Source organism: Marinobacterium ramblicola (assembly GCF_019084545.1).
In the GTDB taxonomy this organism is placed as follows: domain Bacteria; phylum Pseudomonadota; class Gammaproteobacteria; order Pseudomonadales; family Balneatricaceae; genus Marinobacterium_D; species Marinobacterium_D ramblicola.
In genome coordinates this window covers 65,026-85,774 of record NZ_JAHREP010000023.1, presented here as the reverse complement: position 1 = coordinate 85,774, position 20,749 = coordinate 65,026, and the positions used below count along the sequence as shown (strand labels likewise).

20 protein-coding genes are annotated in these 20,749 nt (G+C 60.1%); 6 read left to right on the top strand and 14 right to left on the bottom strand.

Annotated elements, in window-relative coordinates; all coding sequences use genetic code 11:
• From KQ940_RS17045 to KQ940_RS17020, 6 genes are all read right to left on the bottom strand, one after another.
• The coding region (locus tag KQ940_RS17045) for a tripartite tricarboxylate transporter permease (protein ID WP_217414998.1) at positions 1 to 338 on the bottom strand (338 nt) is incomplete at its 3' end.
• Between the two features lie 2 nt (positions 339 to 340).
• Complete coding sequence (locus KQ940_RS17040) at positions 341 to 862, bottom strand: tripartite tricarboxylate transporter TctB family protein (protein WP_217414997.1); 522 nt, start codon at positions 860 to 862, stop codon at positions 341 to 343.
• 95 nt (positions 863 to 957) lie between these two features.
• Positions 958 to 1,950, bottom strand: a complete 993-nt coding sequence (locus KQ940_RS17035) for a tripartite tricarboxylate transporter substrate binding protein (protein WP_217414996.1) — start codon at positions 1,948 to 1,950, stop codon at positions 958 to 960.
• Between the two features lie 289 nt (positions 1,951 to 2,239).
• Positions 2,240 to 3,064 carry a sugar phosphate isomerase/epimerase family protein gene (locus KQ940_RS17030; RefSeq protein ID WP_217414995.1) on the bottom strand — a complete coding sequence of 275 codons (825 nt, stop codon included), beginning with the start codon at positions 3,062 to 3,064 and terminating at the stop codon, positions 2,240 to 2,242.
• A gap of 64 nt (positions 3,065 to 3,128) precedes the next feature.
• Complete coding sequence (locus KQ940_RS17025) at positions 3,129 to 3,746, bottom strand: NIPSNAP family protein (RefSeq protein ID WP_217414994.1); 618 nt, start codon at positions 3,744 to 3,746, stop codon at positions 3,129 to 3,131.
• A gap of 12 nt (positions 3,747 to 3,758) precedes the next feature.
• Entirely contained in the window at positions 3,759 to 5,480 is a 1,722-nt protein-coding gene (locus KQ940_RS17020) for an FAD-dependent oxidoreductase (protein ID WP_217414993.1), read from the bottom strand.
• A 266-nt stretch (positions 5,481 to 5,746) separates the two neighbouring features.
• On the opposite strand from KQ940_RS17020, the gene KQ940_RS17015 reads away from it, so the two are divergent.
• Both KQ940_RS17015 and KQ940_RS17010 read left to right on the top strand, forming a co-directional pair.
• The gene (locus KQ940_RS17015) at positions 5,747 to 6,580 is read left to right on the top strand and encodes a shikimate dehydrogenase family protein (RefSeq protein ID WP_217414992.1); all 834 of its coding nucleotides are present in this window, start codon (positions 5,747 to 5,749) and stop codon (positions 6,578 to 6,580) included.
• A gap of 93 nt (positions 6,581 to 6,673) precedes the next feature.
• Positions 6,674 to 8,422: an FAD-dependent oxidoreductase gene (locus KQ940_RS17010; RefSeq protein WP_217414991.1), complete on the top strand. Its 1,749-nt coding sequence runs from the start codon at positions 6,674 to 6,676 to the stop codon at positions 8,420 to 8,422.
• Positions 8,423 to 8,542: 120 nt separating this feature from the next.
• On the opposite strand, the gene KQ940_RS17005 is transcribed toward KQ940_RS17010, so the two are convergent.
• From KQ940_RS17005 to KQ940_RS16970, 8 genes are all read right to left on the bottom strand, one after another.
• Entirely contained in the window at positions 8,543 to 9,334 is a 792-nt protein-coding gene (locus KQ940_RS17005) for an IclR family transcriptional regulator (protein ID WP_217414989.1), read from the bottom strand.
• 73 nt (positions 9,335 to 9,407) lie between these two features.
• Entirely contained in the window at positions 9,408 to 10,319 is a 912-nt protein-coding gene (locus tag KQ940_RS17000) for a helix-turn-helix domain-containing protein (protein WP_217414988.1), read from the bottom strand.
• A gap of 61 nt (positions 10,320 to 10,380) precedes the next feature.
• Complete coding sequence (locus KQ940_RS16995; protein ID WP_217414987.1) at positions 10,381 to 11,667, bottom strand: TRAP transporter large permease; 1,287 nt, start codon at positions 11,665 to 11,667, stop codon at positions 10,381 to 10,383.
• Positions 11,664 to 12,176, bottom strand: a complete 513-nt coding sequence (locus KQ940_RS16990) for a TRAP transporter small permease (protein ID WP_217414986.1) — start codon at positions 12,174 to 12,176, stop codon at positions 11,664 to 11,666. The genes KQ940_RS16995 and KQ940_RS16990 overlap by 4 nt, the downstream gene beginning before the upstream one ends.
• A 25-nt stretch (positions 12,177 to 12,201) precedes the next feature.
• The gene (locus KQ940_RS16985; RefSeq protein ID WP_217414985.1) at positions 12,202 to 13,224 is read right to left on the bottom strand and encodes a TRAP transporter substrate-binding protein; all 1,023 of its coding nucleotides are present in this window, start codon (positions 13,222 to 13,224) and stop codon (positions 12,202 to 12,204) included.
• Between the two features lie 103 nt (positions 13,225 to 13,327).
• On the bottom strand, positions 13,328 to 14,323 hold the full coding sequence (locus KQ940_RS16980; RefSeq protein WP_246590150.1) for an aldo/keto reductase: 996 nt from the start codon (positions 14,321 to 14,323) through the stop codon (positions 13,328 to 13,330).
• A 108-nt stretch (positions 14,324 to 14,431) separates the two neighbouring features.
• Complete coding sequence (locus tag KQ940_RS16975; RefSeq protein WP_217414984.1) at positions 14,432 to 15,385, bottom strand: Gfo/Idh/MocA family oxidoreductase; 954 nt, start codon at positions 15,383 to 15,385, stop codon at positions 14,432 to 14,434.
• 228 nt (positions 15,386 to 15,613) lie between these two features.
• Complete coding sequence (locus KQ940_RS16970; protein ID WP_217414983.1) at positions 15,614 to 16,837, bottom strand: LysR family transcriptional regulator; 1,224 nt, start codon at positions 16,835 to 16,837, stop codon at positions 15,614 to 15,616.
• A 229-nt stretch (positions 16,838 to 17,066) separates the two neighbouring features.
• Between KQ940_RS16970 and KQ940_RS16965 the strand changes: the two genes are divergently transcribed.
• Genes KQ940_RS16965 through KQ940_RS16950 form a run of 4 tightly spaced genes read left to right on the top strand, consistent with a single transcriptional unit; the run spans position 17,067 to position 20,745 of the window.
• Positions 17,067 to 18,074, top strand: coding sequence for an amidohydrolase family protein (locus KQ940_RS16965; protein WP_217414982.1), 1,008 nt, complete (start codon positions 17,067 to 17,069; stop codon positions 18,072 to 18,074).
• Between the two features lie 30 nt (positions 18,075 to 18,104).
• Positions 18,105 to 18,782 (top strand): 4-carboxy-4-hydroxy-2-oxoadipate aldolase/oxaloacetate decarboxylase, encoded by a 678-nt coding sequence (locus KQ940_RS16960; RefSeq protein WP_217414980.1) that lies wholly within the window; start codon positions 18,105 to 18,107, stop codon positions 18,780 to 18,782.
• Positions 18,775 to 19,851: a 4-oxalomesaconate tautomerase gene (locus KQ940_RS16955; protein WP_246590149.1), complete on the top strand. Its 1,077-nt coding sequence runs from the start codon at positions 18,775 to 18,777 to the stop codon at positions 19,849 to 19,851. The genes KQ940_RS16960 and KQ940_RS16955 overlap by 8 nt, the downstream gene beginning before the upstream one ends.
• Before the next feature lie 18 nt (positions 19,852 to 19,869).
• Complete coding sequence (locus tag KQ940_RS16950; RefSeq protein ID WP_217414979.1) at positions 19,870 to 20,745, top strand: amidohydrolase family protein; 876 nt, start codon at positions 19,870 to 19,872, stop codon at positions 20,743 to 20,745.
• The last annotated feature ends 4 nt before the right edge of the window (positions 20,746 to 20,749 follow it).

Sequence of the window (20,749 nt, the reverse complement as noted above, 5' to 3'; positions counted from 1 at the left end):
ACCGTGGACAGGCCGATGGCGCGCCCGGCTTCGCCCTTCTGCGCCATCGGGTAGCCATCCAGCGCGGTGGCGATGGCTGAGGGCGCACCGGGAATGTTGAGCAGGATCGCCGTGCGCGAACCGCCGTACACCCCGCCCATGTAGACGCCGACCATCAGGCACAGGGCGTTGTTGATATCCCAGGAGAAGGTGAACGAGATCAGGATTGACACCGCCATGGTGACCGACAGGCCGGGGATGGCGCCGACATAGATGCCGAGGAAGGTACCCAGGGCGGTGAGCACCAGCAGCTGCGGCGACAGCCAGGCCATGGAGAAGTATTGCAGTGCCTCAAGCATGCTCAGTGTGCTCCCGTGTTAAACAGATCGGACAGCGTGGCCAGGATCTCGCGCTCGGGGATGATCCCTTCCGGCAGCACCACCTTGAACACCAGGCGGAACACGACATAGATCAGCACCAGGATCATCAGCGACAGCAGGGCGGTGCGGATGACGCCGCCGCGATGCAGGAACTTGATGCTCAGGAACAGGAAGCCCAGCGCGGTGGGGATGAAGCCGAGGGTGTTGAGCACCACGGCGAAGATCAGGATCACCGCGATCATCAGCGCCACCACCGGCGGCAGGATCTCCTTGAAGAACCGGCCCTGCACTTCGGAGGGCAGGCGCAGATTCTGCACGCAGGCGATACAGGCGGTGATCACCATCAGCGCGGTGGCGGCCAGCGGGAAGGCGCCGGGCGAGCTCAGGGATTCGAAACCGGCAATGTTGTAGGCCTGCCAGAACAGAAACACGCTGAGGGTCACCATCAGGAAGCCGAACAGGGTTTCGCCGGGCTTGGTGTAGCTATGCTGGGTATGTGACATGGTGATGGATTCACTCTCGTTATAAGCGGTTGGAAAGCGCAGCCAACCGGTGGATCGGGTAACCAAAGCCGGGCCAAAGCCCGGCACCGGTTGGGTTATTCCGGACGCTTGATGCCGAACTCCTCCGGCGAGTGCTTGGCGAAGCCGGCGTCGTAGACGATCCAGGAGGAGACGGAGCGGTAGCTGTCGAGGAACTTGGCCGCTTCATCACCGGAGATGTTCATAATGGTGAAGCCGCGCTTGTCCATCAGATCCTTGAAGTCCGGATGTTCAGCCGCTTTGGCGTAGGCTTCGACCAGCTTGTTGACCGCCTCATCGGGGGTTCCCTGCTTGACGAACACACCGAAGAACGGGCCCCAGGGCAGGTAGCTGTTGAAGCCGGGGAACGCTTCGGTGATCGGTGCGGTATCCGGCAGCAGCGGGTTGGCCTTGGTGTCGACCAGGCCGATCACCTTCATCCGGCCGGCCTTGATGTGCTCGATGGCGGCGCCGAGTACCGCCGGCATGATATCGATGGCACCACCCTGCAGCGCGGTCAGTGCCGGACCATCACCGTCGTAGGGTACGCCGGTGATCTCGATATCGGTCTGCGCCTTGAGCATGGCCAGTACGATGGAGGTTAGGCCGCCAGGGCCGGTGGAACCGGTTTTCAGTTCGCCTGGGTGGGCCTTGGCGTACTCGACCATCTCGGTCATGTTGTTGTATGGAGCATCGTTGCGCGCCACGAAGATCGGGATGCCGCGGGCGAGGACGTTGATCGGAATCATATCGCCGTAATCGATGTCGGCCAGACCCAGCACCTTGTACATCTGCGGGTTCTCGGCGCCCATCAGCAGGGTGTAACCGTCGGCCTTCATGGCGTTGACGTACTTGGTGGCGATGGCGCCGACGCCGCCGGTCTTGTTGGTCATGATCACATCGCGGCCGAGCACTTCCTCGGCGTGAGGGGTTACCGAGCGCATGACGGTATCGGTCGAACCCCCGGCACCCCACTGGATGATCCCCTGCAGATCCTTTTCCGGAAATTCGGCGTAGGCCGTAGCCGAGAGGGTAAGGGCGGCAAGGGCGGTTATTATTGTTTTCTTCATCTCTAGTCACTCCGTTTTATGAAACCCCTCAAGGGGGCGGCGCGCGCACCGGGCGTCGCTCCTGTTTCAGTTTAGGTGCAGATTCCGCTTTCTCCATCGCTATCGTAGATCGATTTCAACAAGATAGCGGGAACTCTTTTAATATCTGCTAAGTGATATCTAATTTAACTAATCCTACTTATAGGCTTTTGACGGTTCTGTTGGTAGTTGTTTTTTTCTCTCTGTTATAAGTTTTTGAGGTAGCCATTGAATGGCTCCAGGTCGACAAATGCTCAAGTCGTTCTGGTGGCTATTCGCGATCGATATGGCGGCTAAACCAGGATTTGGTTGCTTCCAGCGCCAAGCGGGCCCGGTTTCCAGCGTCTCCCAGGTGAGGCGATGGGATCTCGACACAGACCGGCATCTCCTTCGGCAGGCGGCTGAATATCGCGTCAAGCGGTATTCCACCCGCTCCAGGCAGTAGCCGCTCCTCTCGCGCCTGACGAATCACCTCCGCTTCGCTGCTCGGTTTCTCGGCCGGCGCGTCGCAGATCTGGGCGTAGTGCAGCTGCTCGACGGGAATCCGTTGGATATCGCTGACCAGGCTGTGGGAGCGGTCGAAGTGGATCGCATCGATAAGCACCCCCGCATTGGGACGGTTGATGGATGCGACGATATTCATCGCCTGGCGCAGATCCTTGACCTCGGTCCAGGGCATGAACTCCAGGTTGGGTTTCATACCGTAGGGCTGGCAGGCATCGCAGAATGCGGCGAAGTTATCACTGAAGCGACTAAGGTCCGGGTCGTCACCGGCCACCAGGACGCACTGCGCGCCCAGCTCGGCACCGGTATCGAGAAAGGCCTTATAGCCATTGGCGTCGAACTGCTCGTTGATCCGCACTATCTCCAGATCGTACACCCGTACACCGGTCTCGCTCATGCATTGCAGCGTGCGTGCGAGCAGCTGCTTGTCCTCGATCAGCGGATGGTAGATACCTCCGGGTGTGGAGGGTAGCAGGCGCAGGCCGACGGCATCATACCCGGCATGTGCTGCAACCGAGATGATCTCCGGCGCGCTGAGCTCAAGTACCGTGAGCGGGCCGAGGGTATAAGAGCGGATATTTGAATTCGACATCGCTGTCTCCGTAAAAGAGCAGCTGCGGCGGAGGTCGCTCCGCCACAGCTGCCAAGAGGCGAACTTACTTCAGCGGCGATACCGCAGTCGGTACCGCAACCGTGGATCTCATATCCAGCTCCAGCCAGTCAGGTCCGCCCACCGGCGGCCAGGCACCGGCCTTGACCGATTCGGTACGCGCTCTGGTGCGCTCCTCCAGCGACTTGTAGGGCCAGATGTGCGTGATGCGCTGGCTGCCATCGACCGCATACATGCTGATCGTCAGAGGCGAGAATTCGCTGCGCTTGGGCACCGCCTTTTCCCAGGCCGCAATGGTCGGTTCCAGGCCGCCCTGCTTGAGCTGATAGGTGCGGATCTCGTAGATCGGACCATCTTCGGCCGGGGTTACCGGCGGCAGGAAGGGGAAGGGCGCGTAACTTTCCAGTGACATATCGGTCATGAACTCGCCACAGCCGAATGGGTTGCTGCTAAGGCGTACCGCTTCGCGCTCCGCTTCCAGCGCTTCGACGCTGTTGAAGCCGCGGAAGATGATCAGCTGATTCAGCTGGCCGATATCGGAGAACCAGCAGCCGAGCAGGGTACCCTTGCTCTCGGCCGAGTCGGTATAGGTCTTGACCGCCTCGGCGGCTTTGGCGGTGGTGCCCATATAGATGGTCAGCGTCGCGATTTCATAACGTAGCATCTTGATGACTCCTCAGATCCTGTTCTTCGATTGCAGTAGTGATGCGACGTGGTTCGCCGCAATATAGCCAAAGGTCATACCGGGGCCGAGGTTGATGCCGCCGGCCGGATAGGTACCGCCCATGATGCTGGCCATGTCGGTGCCGACGGCGTAGAGACCGTCGATCGGTTGTTTCCCGGTATCCAGAACCTGGGCATGCCGGTTGGTCTGCATCCCCGCGAAGGTACCCAGGCTGCCCTGCTCGACACGTATGGCGTAGAAGGGGCCCTTCTCGATCGGACGTACGCAAGGGTTGGGCTGGTTTTCCGCATCGCCCTGGATGCGGTTGTAGAGCGTGTCGCCGCGCCTGAACAGGGGATCCTCTCCCCGCTGCGCATGGCGGTTGTACTCGGTCATTGTCTGCTCCAGCGCTGCGGCATCGATACCGCAGCGCCCGGCCAGCTCGCGCAGGGTTTTGCCGCGCTTCAGATAGCCGGCGCGAATATGGCCGGAATAGGGCAAGGGGAAAGGCTTGACGTTGCCGAGACCAAAGCGACGCAGGAATTGGTGATCGCAGATCAACCAGGAGCTGCAGGGCTTGCCCTGCTCGGTCGCGGCCAGTTGCGCGCAGGTATAGTCGTGGTAGGACCCCGCCTCGTTGACGAAACGCCGGCCGTTGGGCAGCACCGCAATGACGCCGGGCTTTGCACGCTCCAGCAGGTGCGGAAAGTGTGCGATCTCGCCATCCGGTCGACGCACCAGGGATACCGGCGCGTAGGCAGCTGCGGCTTTAAGGCCGGTATTGATCCATGCACCAACCGATTCACCCAGGCGCAGGCCATCGCCGGTATTGGTTTTCGGTGCCGCGGAAAAGTGCTCCGTGCCGGTCGGGCAGTGCGGCAGTAGTGCCTTTAGGCGCTCCTTGTCGTGGGGGAACCCGCCGCAGGCCAGTACCACGCCACCCTTGATATCGATCGCCAGCGGTGTGCCATCTTGCTGCTGCACGCTGACCGAGCTGACGCGCCCATCGGTGTTACGGGTTAACGCGCTAACTGAGGTCGACAGACGCAGATCGACACCCAGATCCAGTGCAGACTTGGCCAGTCGGGCAACCAGGGCGTTGCCGTTGACCAGGGTCATGCCGCGGCCGTGGATCAGCAGGTCGAGCAGGTGGCGGGTAACTCGCTTACAGACATACCAGGTGGAGCTCGGTGTGCGCAGGAATTTGAGAAAGTGCGCCAGGTCCTGTCCGGAGGCAATACCCATGCCCCAGAACGAGATTTCACGCAGAGGCTTACGCAGTTGTTTGACCGCCTTACCCAGTGCGCGTGCATCTAAGGGTTCGGCGGTCACACTGCGACCGCCGGTGCCGGCATTGATCTGGTCACCGTGAAAGTCGGGTATCGCGTTGCCGGGCAGAAACTGCAGTGAGGTATTGTCGTGGAAGAACCGTACCATCTCCGGGGCGGTATCAAGGAAGGCGTCGACTCGCGACTCATCAAACTGGTCGCCCAGCTCGGCTTGCAGGTATCCCTTGGGTAGCGCTTTCTCCTCGATGATGCCTGCGGCCTGGGCCAAGTGGTTGCGCGGTATCCAGAGCCAGCCGCCGGACCAGGCCGAGGTTCCGCCGAATACGGCTTCTTTCTCGATCACGATCACCTTGAGTCCCAGCCAGGCGGCGCGCACGGCAGCGGCAAGCCCCGAAGCGCCGGAACCCACCACCAGCAGATCACACTCTGTCCGTTCAATGCTCATCTTGTTCTCTACTTCTTGAATTGACCCGTTTGCTCGTCGCTGCCGCTCCGGTTGGGTGGTACAGACAAAAGACTGTTCCGGGCTGCGAGTTGTAAAAAAGATAACACTCTTCAAAATGGAATAAAACATAAAACTTGAACAAAGTTCTAAATAATATCATTATTCAATTCGTTCACGGCTGCCTGGCCCCGCTGCAGATACCGGGGTCTGGCTGCCTTGTTAAGGCATAGGTTTCTGAAAAATAAGTAGTTTTGTGGAGGGTTGAGATGACATCTATTGATGCAGGTGTGCAGAAACTGAGCATTCAGTTGGATGGAGCCACTGAGTTGATTCCAATCGTGGGCTCCCCTATCGCTCAGGTTCGCTCTCCGGCAGGCATGACGGAGGCGATGCAGGCTAATGGGCGCAACGCCATCATCGTCCCGTGCCATGTATTGCCTGAAGACTGTGCCGAGTTCTTCAGCCTGATGCGCCGCATGCCCAACGTCAGCGGGATTATCGTTACCGTTCCGCACAAGATTCCCGCCGTCGAGGCCTGTGATGAAGTGTCTGAGCGCGCCCGCCTGCTTGGCGCAGTGAATATCATGCGCCGCAGCGAAACAGGGGGCTGGTATGGCGACATGTTCGACGGCGCAGGCTACGTAGCCGGATTGCAAGAAAATGGCTGCAAGTTGGAGGGCCGGCGCGCGTTGCTGGTCGGAGCCGGCGGTGCGGGTATCGCCATCGCCCATGCGCTGCTGCTGGCCGGTGTCAGCGAGTTGAAGGTGTTCGAGCTGGATAAACAGCGGCTGGATTCGCTGTTGGCGCGACTGTTGCCCGGGTCAGATCGTTTGCAGGCGTCACCATCGTCTGATCCCGCCGGTATGGATCTGGTGATCAACGCGACACCCTGCGGTATGCGCGAATCCGATCCGATACCGGTGGTTGCAGAGAACCTCAGTTCCAGCATGTTCGTCGGCGATGTGATCACCAAGCCGCCGGTGACGCGTCTACTGCAGATGGCTCAAGAGCTGGGCTGCGGCACCCAGACCGGCGCTGACATGTATCGTGGCGTGCAGAAACTGATGACCCGTTTTCTGTTGGGCGAGACGATCGGCTGAACAGTCGGCGAACGAGTGCAGACGAATCTCGTTTAACGAGGCAAATATTTGAACAAGCAGGCGCGTCTGAATAGGTCTGCAGGAGGATGGGCGATGGCAGCTGATGCCGATACATTCATTCATGGGCTGGTCAAAGGCACCGAATACGATCTGGTGGTGGTCGGTGCCGGCGCCGCCGGTATGGCGGCGGCACTGTATGCGGCGCTGGAAGGTGCTCGCGTATTGTTAGTCGAGCGCACCCCCTATCTCGGCGGCACCTCGGCGCTGTCCGGCGGTACCACCTGGGTACCGCTCAGTCAGTATGCCGAGCAGGGCGAAGACAGTTATGACAATGTCAGTGCTTTTCTCGACCGCGCGGTCGGCGAGCATGCGCCGAAGGCGATGCGGGAGGCGTTTCTAAAGGCCGGACCGGAGGCGATCAGCACTCTGACCGCCAACACCGATGTGGCGTTTCGCAAGTGCGCCTTTCATCCCGACTATATGGCGGATCTGGAGGGCGCTACGCGCTGTGGGCGTGCGCTGGAGCCGATACCTTTTATTACCCGTCATCTGGGCCGGAAGTTGAAGCTGCTGCGACCGCCGATTCCGGAATTTACGGTGCTGGGTGGGATGATGATCAATCGCGAGGATATCGGTCATCTGCTCAACCGCTTCAAGTCGCCGAAATCCTTCCTCTACACCGTCAAGCTGGTGCTGCGCTACGCCTACGACCGCTTGGTCCACCGTGCGCCGGCGCGCAGTGTTATGGGCCATGCACTGATCGCGCGGATGTTCTCCTCGGCGCTGAAGCTGGGTGTCGATATCAGCGTGGAAACCGAGCTGACCGAGATCACCCCGCTGGGGCAGGGGCGTCACCGGCTGCGGCTGAAGCAGGGGGCGACAGCGCGGGAGGTGATCGTCAACGGCGGCGTCGTACTGGCAAGTGGTGGCTTCGGCCGGGATCCGCTGAAGCGGGCGACGCTCTATCCGCAGGGTATGCCTCCCTACAGTCCGACGGCACCGGGCCATACCGGCGTGGCGCACCGGCTGGTGGAGACCCTGGGCGCCTACTACGGCGACGGCGAAGACCAGCCAGCGTTCTGGGCACCCTGTTCGATCCGGAGGCGCAAGGATGAGAGCCTGGCGGTGTTTCCCCATTTCGTGTTCGACCGCAGCAAGCCGGGCACGGTCTGTGTCGACCAGCAGGGCAAGCGTTTCGTCAATGAGAGTCTCTCCTACCATGAGTTCGGCAAGGCGATGCTCAGCAGTGGTGGCACGGCGAATCCGGCCTACATCATCACCGATGCCGCTGCGATCCAGAAGTATGGGCTCGGCCTGGTGCGTTTGGGGGGCGACAGGCTCGAGCCCTACATTCGAGACGGCTACCTGATCGAAGCGAACTCTATCGAGGCTCTGGCACAGAAGCTGGGTATGAAGCCGGAAAACCTTCAGGCCAGCATCGCGCATATGAATGCGGCAGCCAAGAGCGGGATGGATAGCCAGTTCCACCGTGGCGAAACCGTCTATCAACGAGCCAACGGGGATCCTGCGCATGGGCCCAATCCGACGCTGGGGCCGATCGCGACCCCACCATTCTATGCCGTCGAACTCTATCCGGCCGACATCGGTACGGCCAAGGGGTTTATGGCCGACGAGAATGCGCAGCTGGTGACGTCCAATGGCACGCCTATCGAAGGTATCTACGCGGCGGGCAACGATCTTAATTCGATCATGGGCGGCACCTATCCCGGACCGGGTATCACCATCGGGCCGGGCATCGTGTTCGGCTACCTGGCTGCCAGGCATGCGGTTGCCCGCAGCAGAAACGCGCTTGTCGAGTCAGAGAGGTCTGCCGTGGCCTGAGAATTCGGCGCAGGAGGGGGAGTCCTCCATTATTCCCGGCCTTACATGCTGTGCCGGGTATCACCTTTGGCGCGTCCTTAAAGGCGCGCCTTTTTTGCGCCTGCGTCGTACGGTCGGAGATTACGCTGGGGGATGGCGCAGGTACTCGGACAGGTGGCTGAGCTGACTCAGGTTGTACGCGCTCTCCTTCAGCGCATCGAGATGTTGGCGGATCTGCTCTTCTGCCAGGCGGGCGGTGGGCGCGCCGATCACCAATGAACCGATGCAGTGCTCGCCGCCGCGGTCGAACACCGGTACGGCAACCGCGGCCATCCCCGGAGCCGACATATCGCAGACGTAACAGTAGCCCTGCGTTCGCGTCTTTTGCAGGTAGGGCAGGATCTCAGCGGGGGTCGCCAGCAGGTTGGGGCCTCTCAGCGTGCTATCCATGGGGCCGTCTGCCGCGATTCTGGCCAGCGCCTCTTCATCATCGAAAGTGGACAGCCAGGCGAAGGCGGTTGCGGTACAGTAGAGCGGCACCTTCTCATAGGGCTCCGGGTCGTAACGAAGTCCGGCTCTCATCCCTTGGGCCTTGGCGACGAAACTCAGCCCCTGGCCCTCGGCAACGGCAAGACGTACCAGTTCGCCGCATTGAGCAGCCAGCTTATCCAAGTGCGGCTGGGCCACATCATTAGCACCGCGATCGGCCAGGTAGCGCATCGCCATGGCCGATAATCGAGTGGTCAGCAGGAAACAATCGCGGTGGCTGTCGTAGGCGACATAACCCAGCTCTTCCAGCTCATTCAGTAACCTCTTGGCACCCACCTTGGGCATGGGGAGCTGCTGTGCAAGGGCGTTGAGCGTTATACCGCCGGAGGCTGAGGAGAGCAGCTCAAGTGTGTTAAGTGCCCGTTGCAGGAGGCTGGTGGCCATGAACTATGATCCGTACGAAATTGAACGTTGTTCAGTATTTGGCCTTAATCATATCATTAATGCAAGACCTGATTCAGCCGCGATCGCGCATCTCGCGAAAGCTGCTCGGTGCTGTGCCGGTACGCCGCTTGAAGAAGCGCGAGAAGTAGGCCGGGTCGCCGAAGCCGAGATCGTAGGCGATCAGCGATACGGGTACGGAGGAGTAGATCAGCATCCGCTGTGCTTCCAGCGTCAGCCGGTCGTGCAGCAGTTCGCTGACGTTCTTGCCGGCCACGGACGAACAGGCGCGGTTCAACGAAGTGGTGGTGGTATGCAGCTGCTCTGCATAGAAGGTGGCCGGTTTGTGCTCCCGGTAGTGCTTCTCAACTAGCTGGCTCAATCGGCGGTAGAGACGCTCGTAGTGATCCTCCTCCCGCGTGCGATGGCTGGCGTGGACCCGGCGGCCCACCTTCAGCAGCAGGGCATAGAGCAGCCACTCGAACATCTGCTTCTTGCCGGTACGGCTGTCCCGGTACTCCTCTTCCAGTTGGGCGATGATCTGTTCAATGACACGGGTGTCTTCAGGATGGCGTTTGAGCGATAGCACCTGTGCCGTACGCAACATCTCGTCACCGAACGGAAAGTCGCGCTGGAACTGCTCATCCAGCAGCACCAGCTGGGAGACGGTGACCACCGAGCCATTGGTGTTCTCCTGCCCGAACTCGAAGCCGTGGACCACCGAAGGCGGGATGGTGATGATACAGGGGGCTTGTTCGGTCCGCTCCTCACCGTCGATATGGATACGCACATGGCCGCTTCGCACATAGATCAGCTGATACATGCGCGGATGAACGTGGATATTGATAGTCCAGTCGAACAGGCGCGCGCGAGAGCGGATATCCTCGATATGGATAAACTCAGGGTCGTCGGCCGACTGCGCTTCACTGTACAGCGCGTAGTTGGAGATACCGCGGGAGGAGGGTTTGCCGATCGCTGTTGATTTCATCCGCTGCAACCTGCCGATGGGCCGGACGTCAACAGACGCCCGGCCGACTCACTAGCCGGGATCAGAGCAGTCCCAGCGCCAAAACCGGGAAGGAGATGATCAGCGCCAGGCGCACCAGGTCGGAGATCACAAAGGGCATAACCCCCTTGTAGATCGAGCCGATCGAGATATCGGGCGCGAACGCCTTGATCACGAATACGTTCATCCCCACCGGCGGGGTAATCAGCCCCAGTTCCACGGTGATAACCGCGATTATACCGAACCATACCGGATCAAAACCCGCCGCTTCTATCAGCGGATAGACCACCGGCACCGTCAGCAGCAGCATCGCGAGGCTGTCCATGACGCAACCCAGCAGCATGAACAGGATCAGAATGCTGATCAGCACGGCGAAAGGCGTCATATGCAGGCTGTCGACAAAGCTTACCAGTTCGAACGAGATACGGGACACGCTGAGGAAGTAGCCGAAAATCTCGGCACCGATGATCATGAAAAAGATCATGATCGAAGTAACAAGGGTTTCCTGCAGCGACTCGCGGAACTGGGCGAAGTTCATGCCGCGTACGATGGCGATTACCAGTGTGGCAAAGGCGCCGATGGCGGCGGCTTCGGTCGGTGTGAACAGGCCGGTGTAGATGCCGCCGATGATGATCACGAACACCCCGGTGAAGGGGATCAGCCCCTTGAGACCGATCAGCTTCTCCTTCAGGTTGGTGGCATCGCCCGGGGTTGCCAGTTCCGGCTTCCACTTCACCATGATGCTGATCGTTACACAGTAGAGCACCAGGCCCAGCAGGCCCGGAACCAGGCCGGCGATGAACATGTCACCCACCGACTGCTCGGTGATCAGTGCGTAGAGCAGCAGCGCGATCGACGGCGGAATCATGATACCCAGCGTGCCGCCGGCGGCCAGCGTACCGGTGGCCAGGGAGTCGGCATAGCCGTGCTTTTTCATCTCCGGCAGTGCCACTCGTGACATGCTGGCGGCGGTTGCCACCGATGAGCCGGAGATGGCGGAGAAGATGCCGCAGGAGAGGATCGCCGACAGCGCGATACCGCCGCGCCAGGCGCCGAACAGGGTGCGGGCACCGGAGAACAGCTGATCGGACATCTTCGCCCGCGAGGCGAATACCCCCATCATGATAAACATCGGGATGGGGCTGAAGCTATAGTTGGAAAGGGTCTCGAACGGACCGCTCTCAAGGATGGCCATGGCCGGATCGAAGGCGATGATCCAGGCAAAGCCGAAAAAGCCGATGGCCGCCATCGACAGCGCGATAGGTGCGCGCAGGGCCATCATGACCAGCATCAGTCCGATGCAGACCAGTCCTATCATCGATGAGCTCATGCCTTATACCCCATGGCTGTGCACAGACGCTGCTTGGCGACCAGCAGTGAGCGGATGGCGAGCACTGCGGTCGCGAAGGTTGTCAGTACGTAGATATAGTTCATCGGGATCAGCAGATCCTGCGTGGTTTCACCGCTCATCGCGGCGTTTCCGATCGCATGGTAAAAGCGAATTGTCATACCGGTTCCCAGCACCGCATAGCCGACAAAATAGATGCTTTCCAGAAAGGCTTTCTTCGGATCGGTCAGCTTCTCGGTAAACAGATCGACCACGACCTGAGATTTGTCGACACAGTAGGGCAGGGCGAACAATACGGTGAACAGCAGGCCGAATTTGATCAGCTCGATGCCACCGATAAAGGTGAGGTCGAGGCCGCCGTCGGTCATCCTGAACAGGGCGCGAGAGGTGACGTCCAGCAGGACCGTCACCATCATCGACACGAGCAGCAGGCCACTGATCAGCTGCATATAGGAGCTGACGGCGTCCACCAGGCGTGTAATCTGTTTCATCACAAACTCCGCTTACAACGAGGTTTTACTGACACAGTTTCGACAGCTCAAGCGTGCGCTTGTAGACGTCGCGTGCCGGCAGTCCCTTGTCCTCGAGCTCCTGCAGGTAGCTTTCGGTTGCCGCATCCAGAACCGGTTTCCATTTCGGGTTCTCGGCACCGCCTTCGATGGTCACGATGGTGTGGCCTGCTGCAACGGCATCCTTGCGGCCTTCGCCGTCGATCTGGTCGAACACCGCTCCGGTTTTATTAGCCCAGACCATGCCCGAGTTTTCATCGATCACCTTCTTCAGGTCATCCGGCATGCTGTCGTAGACACGCTTGTTCATGGTCACGATGAAGGTCAGGCTGTAGAGTCCGCCGACCTCGGTATGGGTGTTGGCCAGCTCATTCAGACGGAAGGATTTCACCCCTTCCCAGGGCAGGGCCACACCGTCGATAACGCCACGCTGCATCGCCTGGTAGGATTCCGGGGCCGGCATGCCGACCGGCTGAGCGCCCAACCCTTCAAGCAGTTTGCCGACCACGGCGGTGGGGCGGCGAATGCGCAGTCCAGCCAGATCCGACGGCTCCTTGACCACTTTGTCGGTCAGGTTCAGGTGGCCCTGACCGTGGGTGAACAGGAACAGCGGATGGGTCTCCTTGAACTCATCGGCGATCACCCCCTCTTCGTAGAGCTTTTCGACCACGCAGGAGCCCTGCTGGGCATCCTTGACCACGCCCGGCAGCTCCACGATCTGGGTCAGCGGGAAGCGGTTGGCGGTATAGCCCAGAACGGTGGTGGTCATATCGGCGATACCGTTAACCACGGCATCGTACTGCGCCGGCGGCTTGGCCAGCGTACCACCGGGATAGATCTGCACCTCGATACGGCCGTCGGAGGCTTTGCTGACCGACTCCGCCCAGGCTTCGAACACTTCCTTATGCACGGAGGAAACCGCTGGCCAGAAGTGAGCGAATCGGAGGGTGTAGTCGGCTGCCTGAGCGGGGGCACTGATCGCTGCCGAAATCAGGGTGCCGAGAGCTGCTGCCTTGAGCGCTTTTTTCATTCGTTGTCGCCTCGTGTCACTGTCGTTATCGTTATGGTTATTGCTTTTGTATTAGTTGGAGTTGTTGCTTTTTCAACGTTTTGTCGGCGGAGCCGCCATCGGTTCAGGCGAACTCCTCGGTATCGATCTCGGCCTGCTGAGCACTGCTGTAGCGCGGGCCGTGAACGGTTTTCTGGTTGATCAGTTCATCGAGTTTGCCTAGCGTCTCGCTGTCCAGTTGGACGCTGGCGGCGGAGAGGTTCTCCTCCATATGTTCGATGTGGCGTGTACCCGGGATCGGTACGATGTGGCCACCGCGTGACTTCAACCACGCCAGGGCCATCTGGGCCGGTGTACAGCCGGCGGTCTCCGCCAGTGTCAGGTATTGATCCAGCAACTGCAGATTCCGCGGATAGTTGTCCGCATTGAAACGCGGCATGTTGTTGCGGATATCCTTCGGCTCCAGTGCCGAGATATCGCGCAGGCCGTTGGCCAGAAAACCGCGTGCCAGCGGGCTGAATGCGACGAATGCCGTACCGCTGTTTCTGGTCGCCTCCAGCACGGCAATTTCGGCATTGCGCGACCAGAGCGAGTATTCGGTCTGCAGCGCCGCGATCGGGGCCTCTATCTGGGCGCGCGCCAGGGTGGTGGCTGATACCTCGGACAGACCGATAGCGCCGATCTTGCCCTCTTGGACCAGATCGGCCAGTGCGCCGACGCTCTCTTCGATGGCTACATTGGGATCAAGGCGGTGCAGGTAGTACAGATCGATATGGTCGGTCTGCAAGCGGCGCAGGCTGGCCTCGCACTGGGCCTTGATGCGGTCCGGGCGTCCGTTGATCTCTTTTTGGCCGCTCTCCTGGCTGATCGCCATGCCGCATTTGCTGGCCAGGAATAGTGAGCTGCGCTTCTCTTTCAGCGCCTTGCCGACCAGAGTTTCGTTTTTTCCGCCGCCATACAGGGTGGCGGTATCGAAGTGGCGATAGCCCATATCGAAGGCGGCATGCAGTGCCTCTATCGCGTCCGGCTCGGCCAGAGGGGAGCCGTAAGCGTGGGACAGGTTCATGCAGCCGAGGCCGATGCCGGGGCTGTTAAAGTAGTTGTTGAGAGCAGTTGCCATCGGTTCTGACCTCGTGTCGCGTATTCAAATCACCCTGCAGATGAGGGGTGAGCCAGCCCGGGGGAAGGCTGGCTCCGGGGACTAAAGCCCCCAGGATGAAGTACCGGATCAGGCGTTGGCCTGCAGGCACTGCTCCAGTTTGTTCAGGGTCTCCATAGCCGGTAGACACTGCGCAACGCTGGAGTTGGGCTCACGACCTTCGCGGATGGCCGCGATAAACTCGCGGTCCTGAAGCTCGATACCGTTGTTCGATACCGCGACACCGCTCAGATCGATCTTGTTGTCATGACCGTCGAACAGGTCGTCATAACGGGCAATATAGGTGCCGTTGTCGCAGATGTAGCGGAAGAAGGTGCCCAGCGGACCGTCGTTGTTGAACGACAGCGACAGGGTACAGATCGCGCCGCCCGGTACCTTCATGCCGATGCTCATATCCATGGCGATACCCAGCTCCGGATGGGTCGGGCCCTCCAGTGCCTGAACGCGGCTGGCGGTTTCGCCGGTCTGGTACTGGAACAGGTCAACGGTATGGCAGGCGTGGTGCCACAGCAGGTGGTCGGTCCAAGAGCGCGCCTGACCCAGGGCGTTCTTGTTGGTGCGGCGGAAGAAATAGGTCTGCACATCCATCTGCTGAACCTTCAGTTCACCGGCCAGGATCTTGTTGTGGATCCACTGGTGGCTGGGGTTGAAGCGGCGGGTGTGGCCTGCCATGGCAACCAGACCGGTGCGCTGCTGGGTCTCGACCAGCTTGCGGGCGTCTTCGATATTGTCCGCCATCGGAATCTCGACCATGACATGCTTGCCCGCTTCCAGGCATTGGATCGCCTGCGAGGCGTGCAGTTGGGTCGGAGTGGCCAGGATCACTGCGTCGACATCATCGCGAGCCAGGGCTTCGGCCAGGTCGGTGGTGTAGTGGCCGACGCCACGCTCTTTAGCGAACTCGCGGATTACATCCTCCTTGGTGCCGACAACCGAGGTCACTTCAGCACCGTCGATGGCGCTGATGGCATCCATATGTTTCATGCCGAATGCGCCGGAAGCGCCTGCTACACAGAGTCTCATTATCCTCTCTCCATTCTTATCGATTCGCTAAACCTTATACCCGGGGTGGTGGGAAAAGGGGGCGGGCCCTTCTAATCCTGATGCGTCAGGCTGCAAATACCTGTCAGCGGATAGAGAAACGGCCAGTGCTATTCGTTTTCAGTGTATTCAATGTAGCACCGGCGATCTGGGTTGGATAATTGAATAACCATTTGGGGTATTCAATTTTTGAAATTTGATTTTTGGTGGTCAGAGGTCTGCGTAGTTCTGTGCTGCTTCACGCAGCATGTCGAGGAAGGCTTTCTGTGTTGGCGTGGCCTGCCAGTTGCGGCGCAGGGTGATGCCGATAGGCCGTCTGGTGTGGCTTAGAGCGAAGGGGATCACTCGGAGCAGACCGAGGGCGCGCTCATATTCGATCTGGTGACTGGAAATCAGTGTCAGTCGATCACTGCCGAGAAGCAGCTCCCGAATAAGTATTTGCGAACTGGTCTCTACAAGTCCGGTCGGGATCGGGATGCCGTTGTCACTGAACAGGGTATCGAAATATGTGCGGGTGGGTGTGCCCAGGCGGGGTACAACCCAGGGATAGCGGGCGAGTGTTTTAAGGTCGAGATTCTGCTCGTACTCCAATGGGTGGCCGCGACGCGCAACGATCGCCAGCGGCGGTGCCAATAGCTCCTCCTGGACGATGTCATCGACGGGTGGCGGAAAGCGCAGGGCGCCGATCAGGAAGTCCAGATCGCCATGGCGCAGGTGATGCAACAGGTCGTTGTAGGGGGCGTCGACGATATTGATACCAACCTCGGGGTGCTCCTTGGCAAAGCGGTTGATAACGCTGGGCAGTATGGAGGTGCGTGCCAGCGGCATACTGCCGACGACGATCTTGCCCACCTCTCGAAACTGCAGCGCGCTGATCTCGAAGTAGCCCTGATGAATCTCGGAAAAGCCGAGCTTGGCCGCGCGAGCCAGTGCCTTGGCTGCCTTGGTGGTACTGATGCCGGTGCTGGTTTTTTCGAACAGGCGCACCTCCAGTAGCTGTTCCAGCTCACGGGCGGCGCGGTGCAGCGAGGATTGTGAGACGCCAAGATTGCGGCTGGCGATGCTGAAGTTTTCCGCTTCTGTCACCGCGATCAGGGCACGCAGCTGGGTGGTGGTCAGCATCGGCAGGATGTTGGTCTGGGCGCTTTGCGTGCGGGCGGGGCTGTTGCGCAGAGCTTCCCGTGCCCCCTGCTCGATATAGTCGATACAGCGCTGGATACGGTTGTACCAGACATTGCCTGCCGGCGTCGGGTACATGCCATCGGTATGGCGCTCGAACAGCTCGGTACCGAGCAGCTTTTCCAGCTTGGCGATTGCTTGGGTAATGGCTGGTTGCGAGAGGAATACTCTCGGCGCAGCCTGGCTGATGCTTTTGCAATCGGCGACCTCCAGGAATACGCGCAGATGTCGCAGATTTGGAATGACAAGCTGCATTTGAGATCGCCTCCTGTATTGGTGTTCGTTCCGGTAGTTATTAGGTGCTATATCAAAATCTAATAGGGTTTCGGCGAAATTGAAATAGCCAACTTACAGGGGCAGGACAATACTGTAGCCATGTCAAAAGCGGGAAACTGTCTGTTTCACGGCCGATTCCGATGCGGTTAAGCCGGCGTCAGCCGAACCGCGGCAACCTCTAACAAGCGTAAATAAAAAGGTTCAAGCAATGATAATCGACTGCCATGGCCACTACACCACCACGCCGCCCCAGGTGGGCGAGTACCGTGAAAAGCAGAAAGCGGCGGTAGCCAAAGATCCGAACTTCGTCGGTGAAAAGGGCAGTATTGTCATCAGCGATGATGAGATCCGCGAGTCGATCGAGAAGAACCAGCTGCGCCTGCAGCAGGAGCGCGGCACCGACCTGACTATCTTCTCGCCCCGTGCCAGTTGGATGGGGCACCACATCGGTAACGAGCACACCAGCCAGTTCTGGACCGAGCATCAGAACGACCTGATCCGCCGTGTCTGCGATCTGTTCCCGCAGAACTTTGTGCCGGTGGCGCAACTGCCCCAGTCTCCGGGTGTCGATCCGGCCAAATCGGTGCCGGAGATCGTACGTACCGTCGAGCAGATGGGCTTCATCGGTATCAACCTGAACCCGGATCCCAGCGGTGGCCACTGGAACGGTTCCTCCCTGGCTGACCGCTCCTTCTATCCGATCTACGAGAAGATGGTCGAGTACGATATCCCGGCGATGGTGCATGTCAGCGCCGCCTGTAACGACTGCTTCCACACCACCGGCTCGCACTACCTGGGCGCGGACACTACCGGCTTCCAGCAGTTGATGATGTCTGACGTGTTCAAGGACTTCCCAGAACTGAAGATCATCATTCCGCATGGCGGCGGTGCGGTGCCCTACCACTGGGGCCGTTTCCGCGGTCTGGCGCTGGATCAGGGCTTTGACCTGGAAGAGCGTGTGCTGAACAACATCTATTTCGACACCTGCGTCTATCACCAGCGCGGTATCGACCTGCTGCTCGACATCATCCCGACCAAGAACATCCTGTTCGCCTCCGAGATGATCGGTGCCGTGCGCGGTATCGACCCGGAAACCGGCCACTACTTCGATGACACCAAGCGTTACATCGACGGCAACACCGTACTCTCCGCCGAACAGAAGCAGCAGATCTTCGAAGGCAACGCACGCCGTGTATTCAGCCGTATGAAGGTCTGATGCCAGCGACAGGAATTCAGGGGTAAAACGATGAAAGAGACAGTTGTTGTACAGAATATCGAACGTGCCGACCAGGCGGTGATCGACGGCCTGGCCGAGTGCGGTGTGGCGACCATCCATGAAGCCCAGGGCCGCGTCGGTCTGCTGGCGCATTACATGCGCCCGATTCAGCAGGATGTGGCGGTCGCAGGCTCCGCCATCACTATCTCCGGTGCTGCCGGCGATAACTGGATGATGCATGTAGCGATCGAGCAGTGTAAGCCGGGCGACATGCTGGTGTTCGCACCGACCTCGCCGTCGGTACACGGCTTCTTCGGCGATCTGCTGGCGACTTCCGCCCAGGCGCGCGGCGTGGTTGGGCTGGTGATCGACGGCGGTGTTCGCGATACCCGTGACCTGCGCAAGATGAACTTCCCGGTCTGGTCCAAGGCGGTGTTCGCCGAGGGTACGATCAAGGAGACCGTGGGCTCCGTCAACGTGCCGCTGGTGTGTGCCGACGAGTTGGTCAATGCCGGGGACGTGATAGTCGCCGATGACGACGGTGTCGTTGTCGTGCGTCGCGAACACGCCGCTACCGTGCTGGAAAAAGCCCGCAAGCGTATGGAACTGGAAGAGGCCAAGCGCGTGCGTCTGGCCAACGGCGAGCTGGGTCTGGATATCTACGACATGCGCCCGCGCCTGAAAGAGAAGGGCCTGAAGTATGTCTGATGCCTTCGGTGAAGGGATCCGCTGCATGTGGATGCGCGGCGGCACCTCCAAGGGCGGCTACTTCCTCGCCGAGGATTTGCCGGTCGACACCGCCGCGCGTGACGCCTTCCTGCTGCGGGTGATGGGTTCGCCCGACCCGCGCCAGATCGACGGCATGGGCGGTGCCGACCCGCTGACCGCCAAGGTGGCGGTGGTGAAGCGTTCCGAACGTGACGATGCCGATGTGGACTATCTGTTCCTGCAGGTGTACGTCGATCAGCCGATCGTCACCGACGCGCAGAACTGCGGCAACATCCTCGCCGGCGTCGGACCCTTTGCCATCGAACGCGGACTGGTCGAGGCCAACGACGGCGAAACCGATGTGCGCATTTTTATGGAGAACACCGGGCAGATCGCCACAGCGCGGGTCTGCACACCCAACGGCAAGGTCAGTTATGTCGGCGATGCCCGCATCGACGGCGTGCCGGGTCATAGCGCACCGGTGCCGATCACCTTCGAGGACACGGCAGGTTCCAGCTGCGGATCCCTGCTGCCGACCGGCAACACCGTCGACCTGATCGACGGCGTCGAAGTGACGATGATCGATAACGGCATGCCGGTGGTGATCATGCGTGCCAGCGATATGGGGATCAGCGGAAGCGAAACCCGCGAAGAGTTGGAAGCCAATGACGCCTTGCGTGCCAAGCTGGAATCGATCCGCCTTCAGGCGGGTCCGCTGATGAACCTGGGCGACGTCAAGGACAAGTCGGTACCGAAGATGACCATGGTCAGCCCCGCCACTAACGGCGGCGCACTGTCCACGCGTACCTTCATACCGCACCGCTGCCACGCCTCCATCGGGGTGCTAGGCGCGGTCAGCGTGGCCACTGCGGCGGTGCTACCCGGCTCGCCGGCGGCGGCGGTGGCGACTGTACCTGAAGGCACACGCAAGACGCTGGCAGTAGAACACCCGATCGGTGAGATGACCGTGATTCTCGACGTAGATGAAGCCGGAAAGCTGGGCCCGGCAGCTTTGCTGCGCACCGCGCGCAAGCTGTTCGACGGTCAGGTTTTCGCGCACGATAACTAATTACACAGGTACTGCAAGATGATGGATCCCGATTACCTTCCTTTTCACCCGAACCCAAGCAAGCCTGAGTTCAAGGCGCCTGCCGGTGCCGTTGATGCGCACTGCCACGTGTTTGGTCCGGCGGACAAGTTTCCCTACCACCCGAAGCGCAAATACACCCCCTGCGATGCGCCGAAGGAGAAGCTGTTTGCACTGCGTGATTACCTCGGCTTCAGCCGCAACGTCATCGTGCAGGCCTCCTGCCATGGCACCGACAACGCGGCGTTGATCGATGCGCTGGAGTCCGCCGGTGAGCTGGCCCGCGGCATCGCCGTGGTCGATCCGAATATCACCGTCGAAGAGCTGGAAGCGATGGACAGGGCGGGCGTGCGCGGCGTGCGCTTCAACTTCGTCAAGCGTTTGGTCGACACCACCCCGAAAGAGGTGTTCCTGTCGGTGGCCGAGAAGATCAAGCCGCTGGGCTGGCATATCGTGGTCTACTTCGAAGCGCCTGAGCTGGAAGAGCTGATCCCGTTCCTGAACGAACTGGACACCTGCATCGTTGTCGACCACATGGGCCGTCCCGACGTGGCCAAGGGCGTAGATCATCCCGATTTCCAGCGCTTCATTGAGCTGATGAAGAGCAACGACAAGATCTGGGTGAAGACCACCTGTCCCGAGCGCCTGACGCTGACGCCGCCGGATTACAGCGACGTAGTACCGTTCATGAAGAAACTGGTTGAGCTGTTCCCGGATCGCTGCCTCTGGGGTACCGACTGGCCGCACCCGAACATGAAGTCCCACGTGCCGGACGACGGCAAGCTGGTCGACGTGATCCCGCAGATCGCGCCGACCGCCGAGCTGCAGCAGAAGCTGCTGGTCGATAACCCGATGCGCCTTTACTGGGAGCGTTGAGGCA

Bases quoted from the DNA above. Each gene is read 5' to 3' on its own strand.
- KQ940_RS17040 (WP_217414997.1), bottom strand. From the start codon at position 862: ATGTCACATACCCAGCATAGCTACACCAAGCCCGGCGAAACCCTGTTC.
- KQ940_RS17035 (WP_217414996.1), bottom strand. From the start codon at position 1,950: ATGAAGAAAACAATAATAACCGCCCTTGCCGCCCTTACCCTCTCGGCT.
- KQ940_RS17030 (WP_217414995.1), bottom strand. From the start codon at position 3,064: ATGTCGAATTCAAATATCCGCTCTTATACCCTCGGCCCGCTCACGGTA.
- KQ940_RS17025 (WP_217414994.1), bottom strand. From the start codon at position 3,746: ATGCTACGTTATGAAATCGCGACGCTGACCATCTATATGGGCACCACC.
- KQ940_RS17020 (WP_217414993.1), bottom strand. From the start codon at position 5,480: ATGAGCATTGAACGGACAGAGTGTGATCTGCTGGTGGTGGGTTCCGGC.
- KQ940_RS17015 (WP_217414992.1), top strand. From the start codon at position 5,747: ATGACATCTATTGATGCAGGTGTGCAGAAACTGAGCATTCAGTTGGAT.
- KQ940_RS17010 (WP_217414991.1), top strand. From the start codon at position 6,674: ATGGCAGCTGATGCCGATACATTCATTCATGGGCTGGTCAAAGGCACC.
- KQ940_RS17005 (WP_217414989.1), bottom strand. From the start codon at position 9,334: ATGGCCACCAGCCTCCTGCAACGGGCACTTAACACACTTGAGCTGCTC.
- KQ940_RS17000 (WP_217414988.1), bottom strand. From the start codon at position 10,319: ATGAAATCAACAGCGATCGGCAAACCCTCCTCCCGCGGTATCTCCAAC.
- KQ940_RS16995 (WP_217414987.1), bottom strand. From the start codon at position 11,667: ATGAGCTCATCGATGATAGGACTGGTCTGCATCGGACTGATGCTGGTC.
- KQ940_RS16990 (WP_217414986.1), bottom strand. From the start codon at position 12,176: ATGAAACAGATTACACGCCTGGTGGACGCCGTCAGCTCCTATATGCAG.
- KQ940_RS16985 (WP_217414985.1), bottom strand. From the start codon at position 13,224: ATGAAAAAAGCGCTCAAGGCAGCAGCTCTCGGCACCCTGATTTCGGCA.
- KQ940_RS16980 (WP_246590150.1), bottom strand. From the start codon at position 14,323: ATGGCAACTGCTCTCAACAACTACTTTAACAGCCCCGGCATCGGCCTC.
- KQ940_RS16975 (WP_217414984.1), bottom strand. From the start codon at position 15,385: ATGAGACTCTGTGTAGCAGGCGCTTCCGGCGCATTCGGCATGAAACAT.
- KQ940_RS16970 (WP_217414983.1), bottom strand. From the start codon at position 16,837: ATGCAGCTTGTCATTCCAAATCTGCGACATCTGCGCGTATTCCTGGAG.
- KQ940_RS16965 (WP_217414982.1), top strand. From the start codon at position 17,067: ATGATAATCGACTGCCATGGCCACTACACCACCACGCCGCCCCAGGTG.
- KQ940_RS16960 (WP_217414980.1), top strand. From the start codon at position 18,105: ATGAAAGAGACAGTTGTTGTACAGAATATCGAACGTGCCGACCAGGCG.
- KQ940_RS16955 (WP_246590149.1), top strand. From the start codon at position 18,775: ATGTCTGATGCCTTCGGTGAAGGGATCCGCTGCATGTGGATGCGCGGC.
- KQ940_RS16950 (WP_217414979.1), top strand. From the start codon at position 19,870: ATGATGGATCCCGATTACCTTCCTTTTCACCCGAACCCAAGCAAGCCT.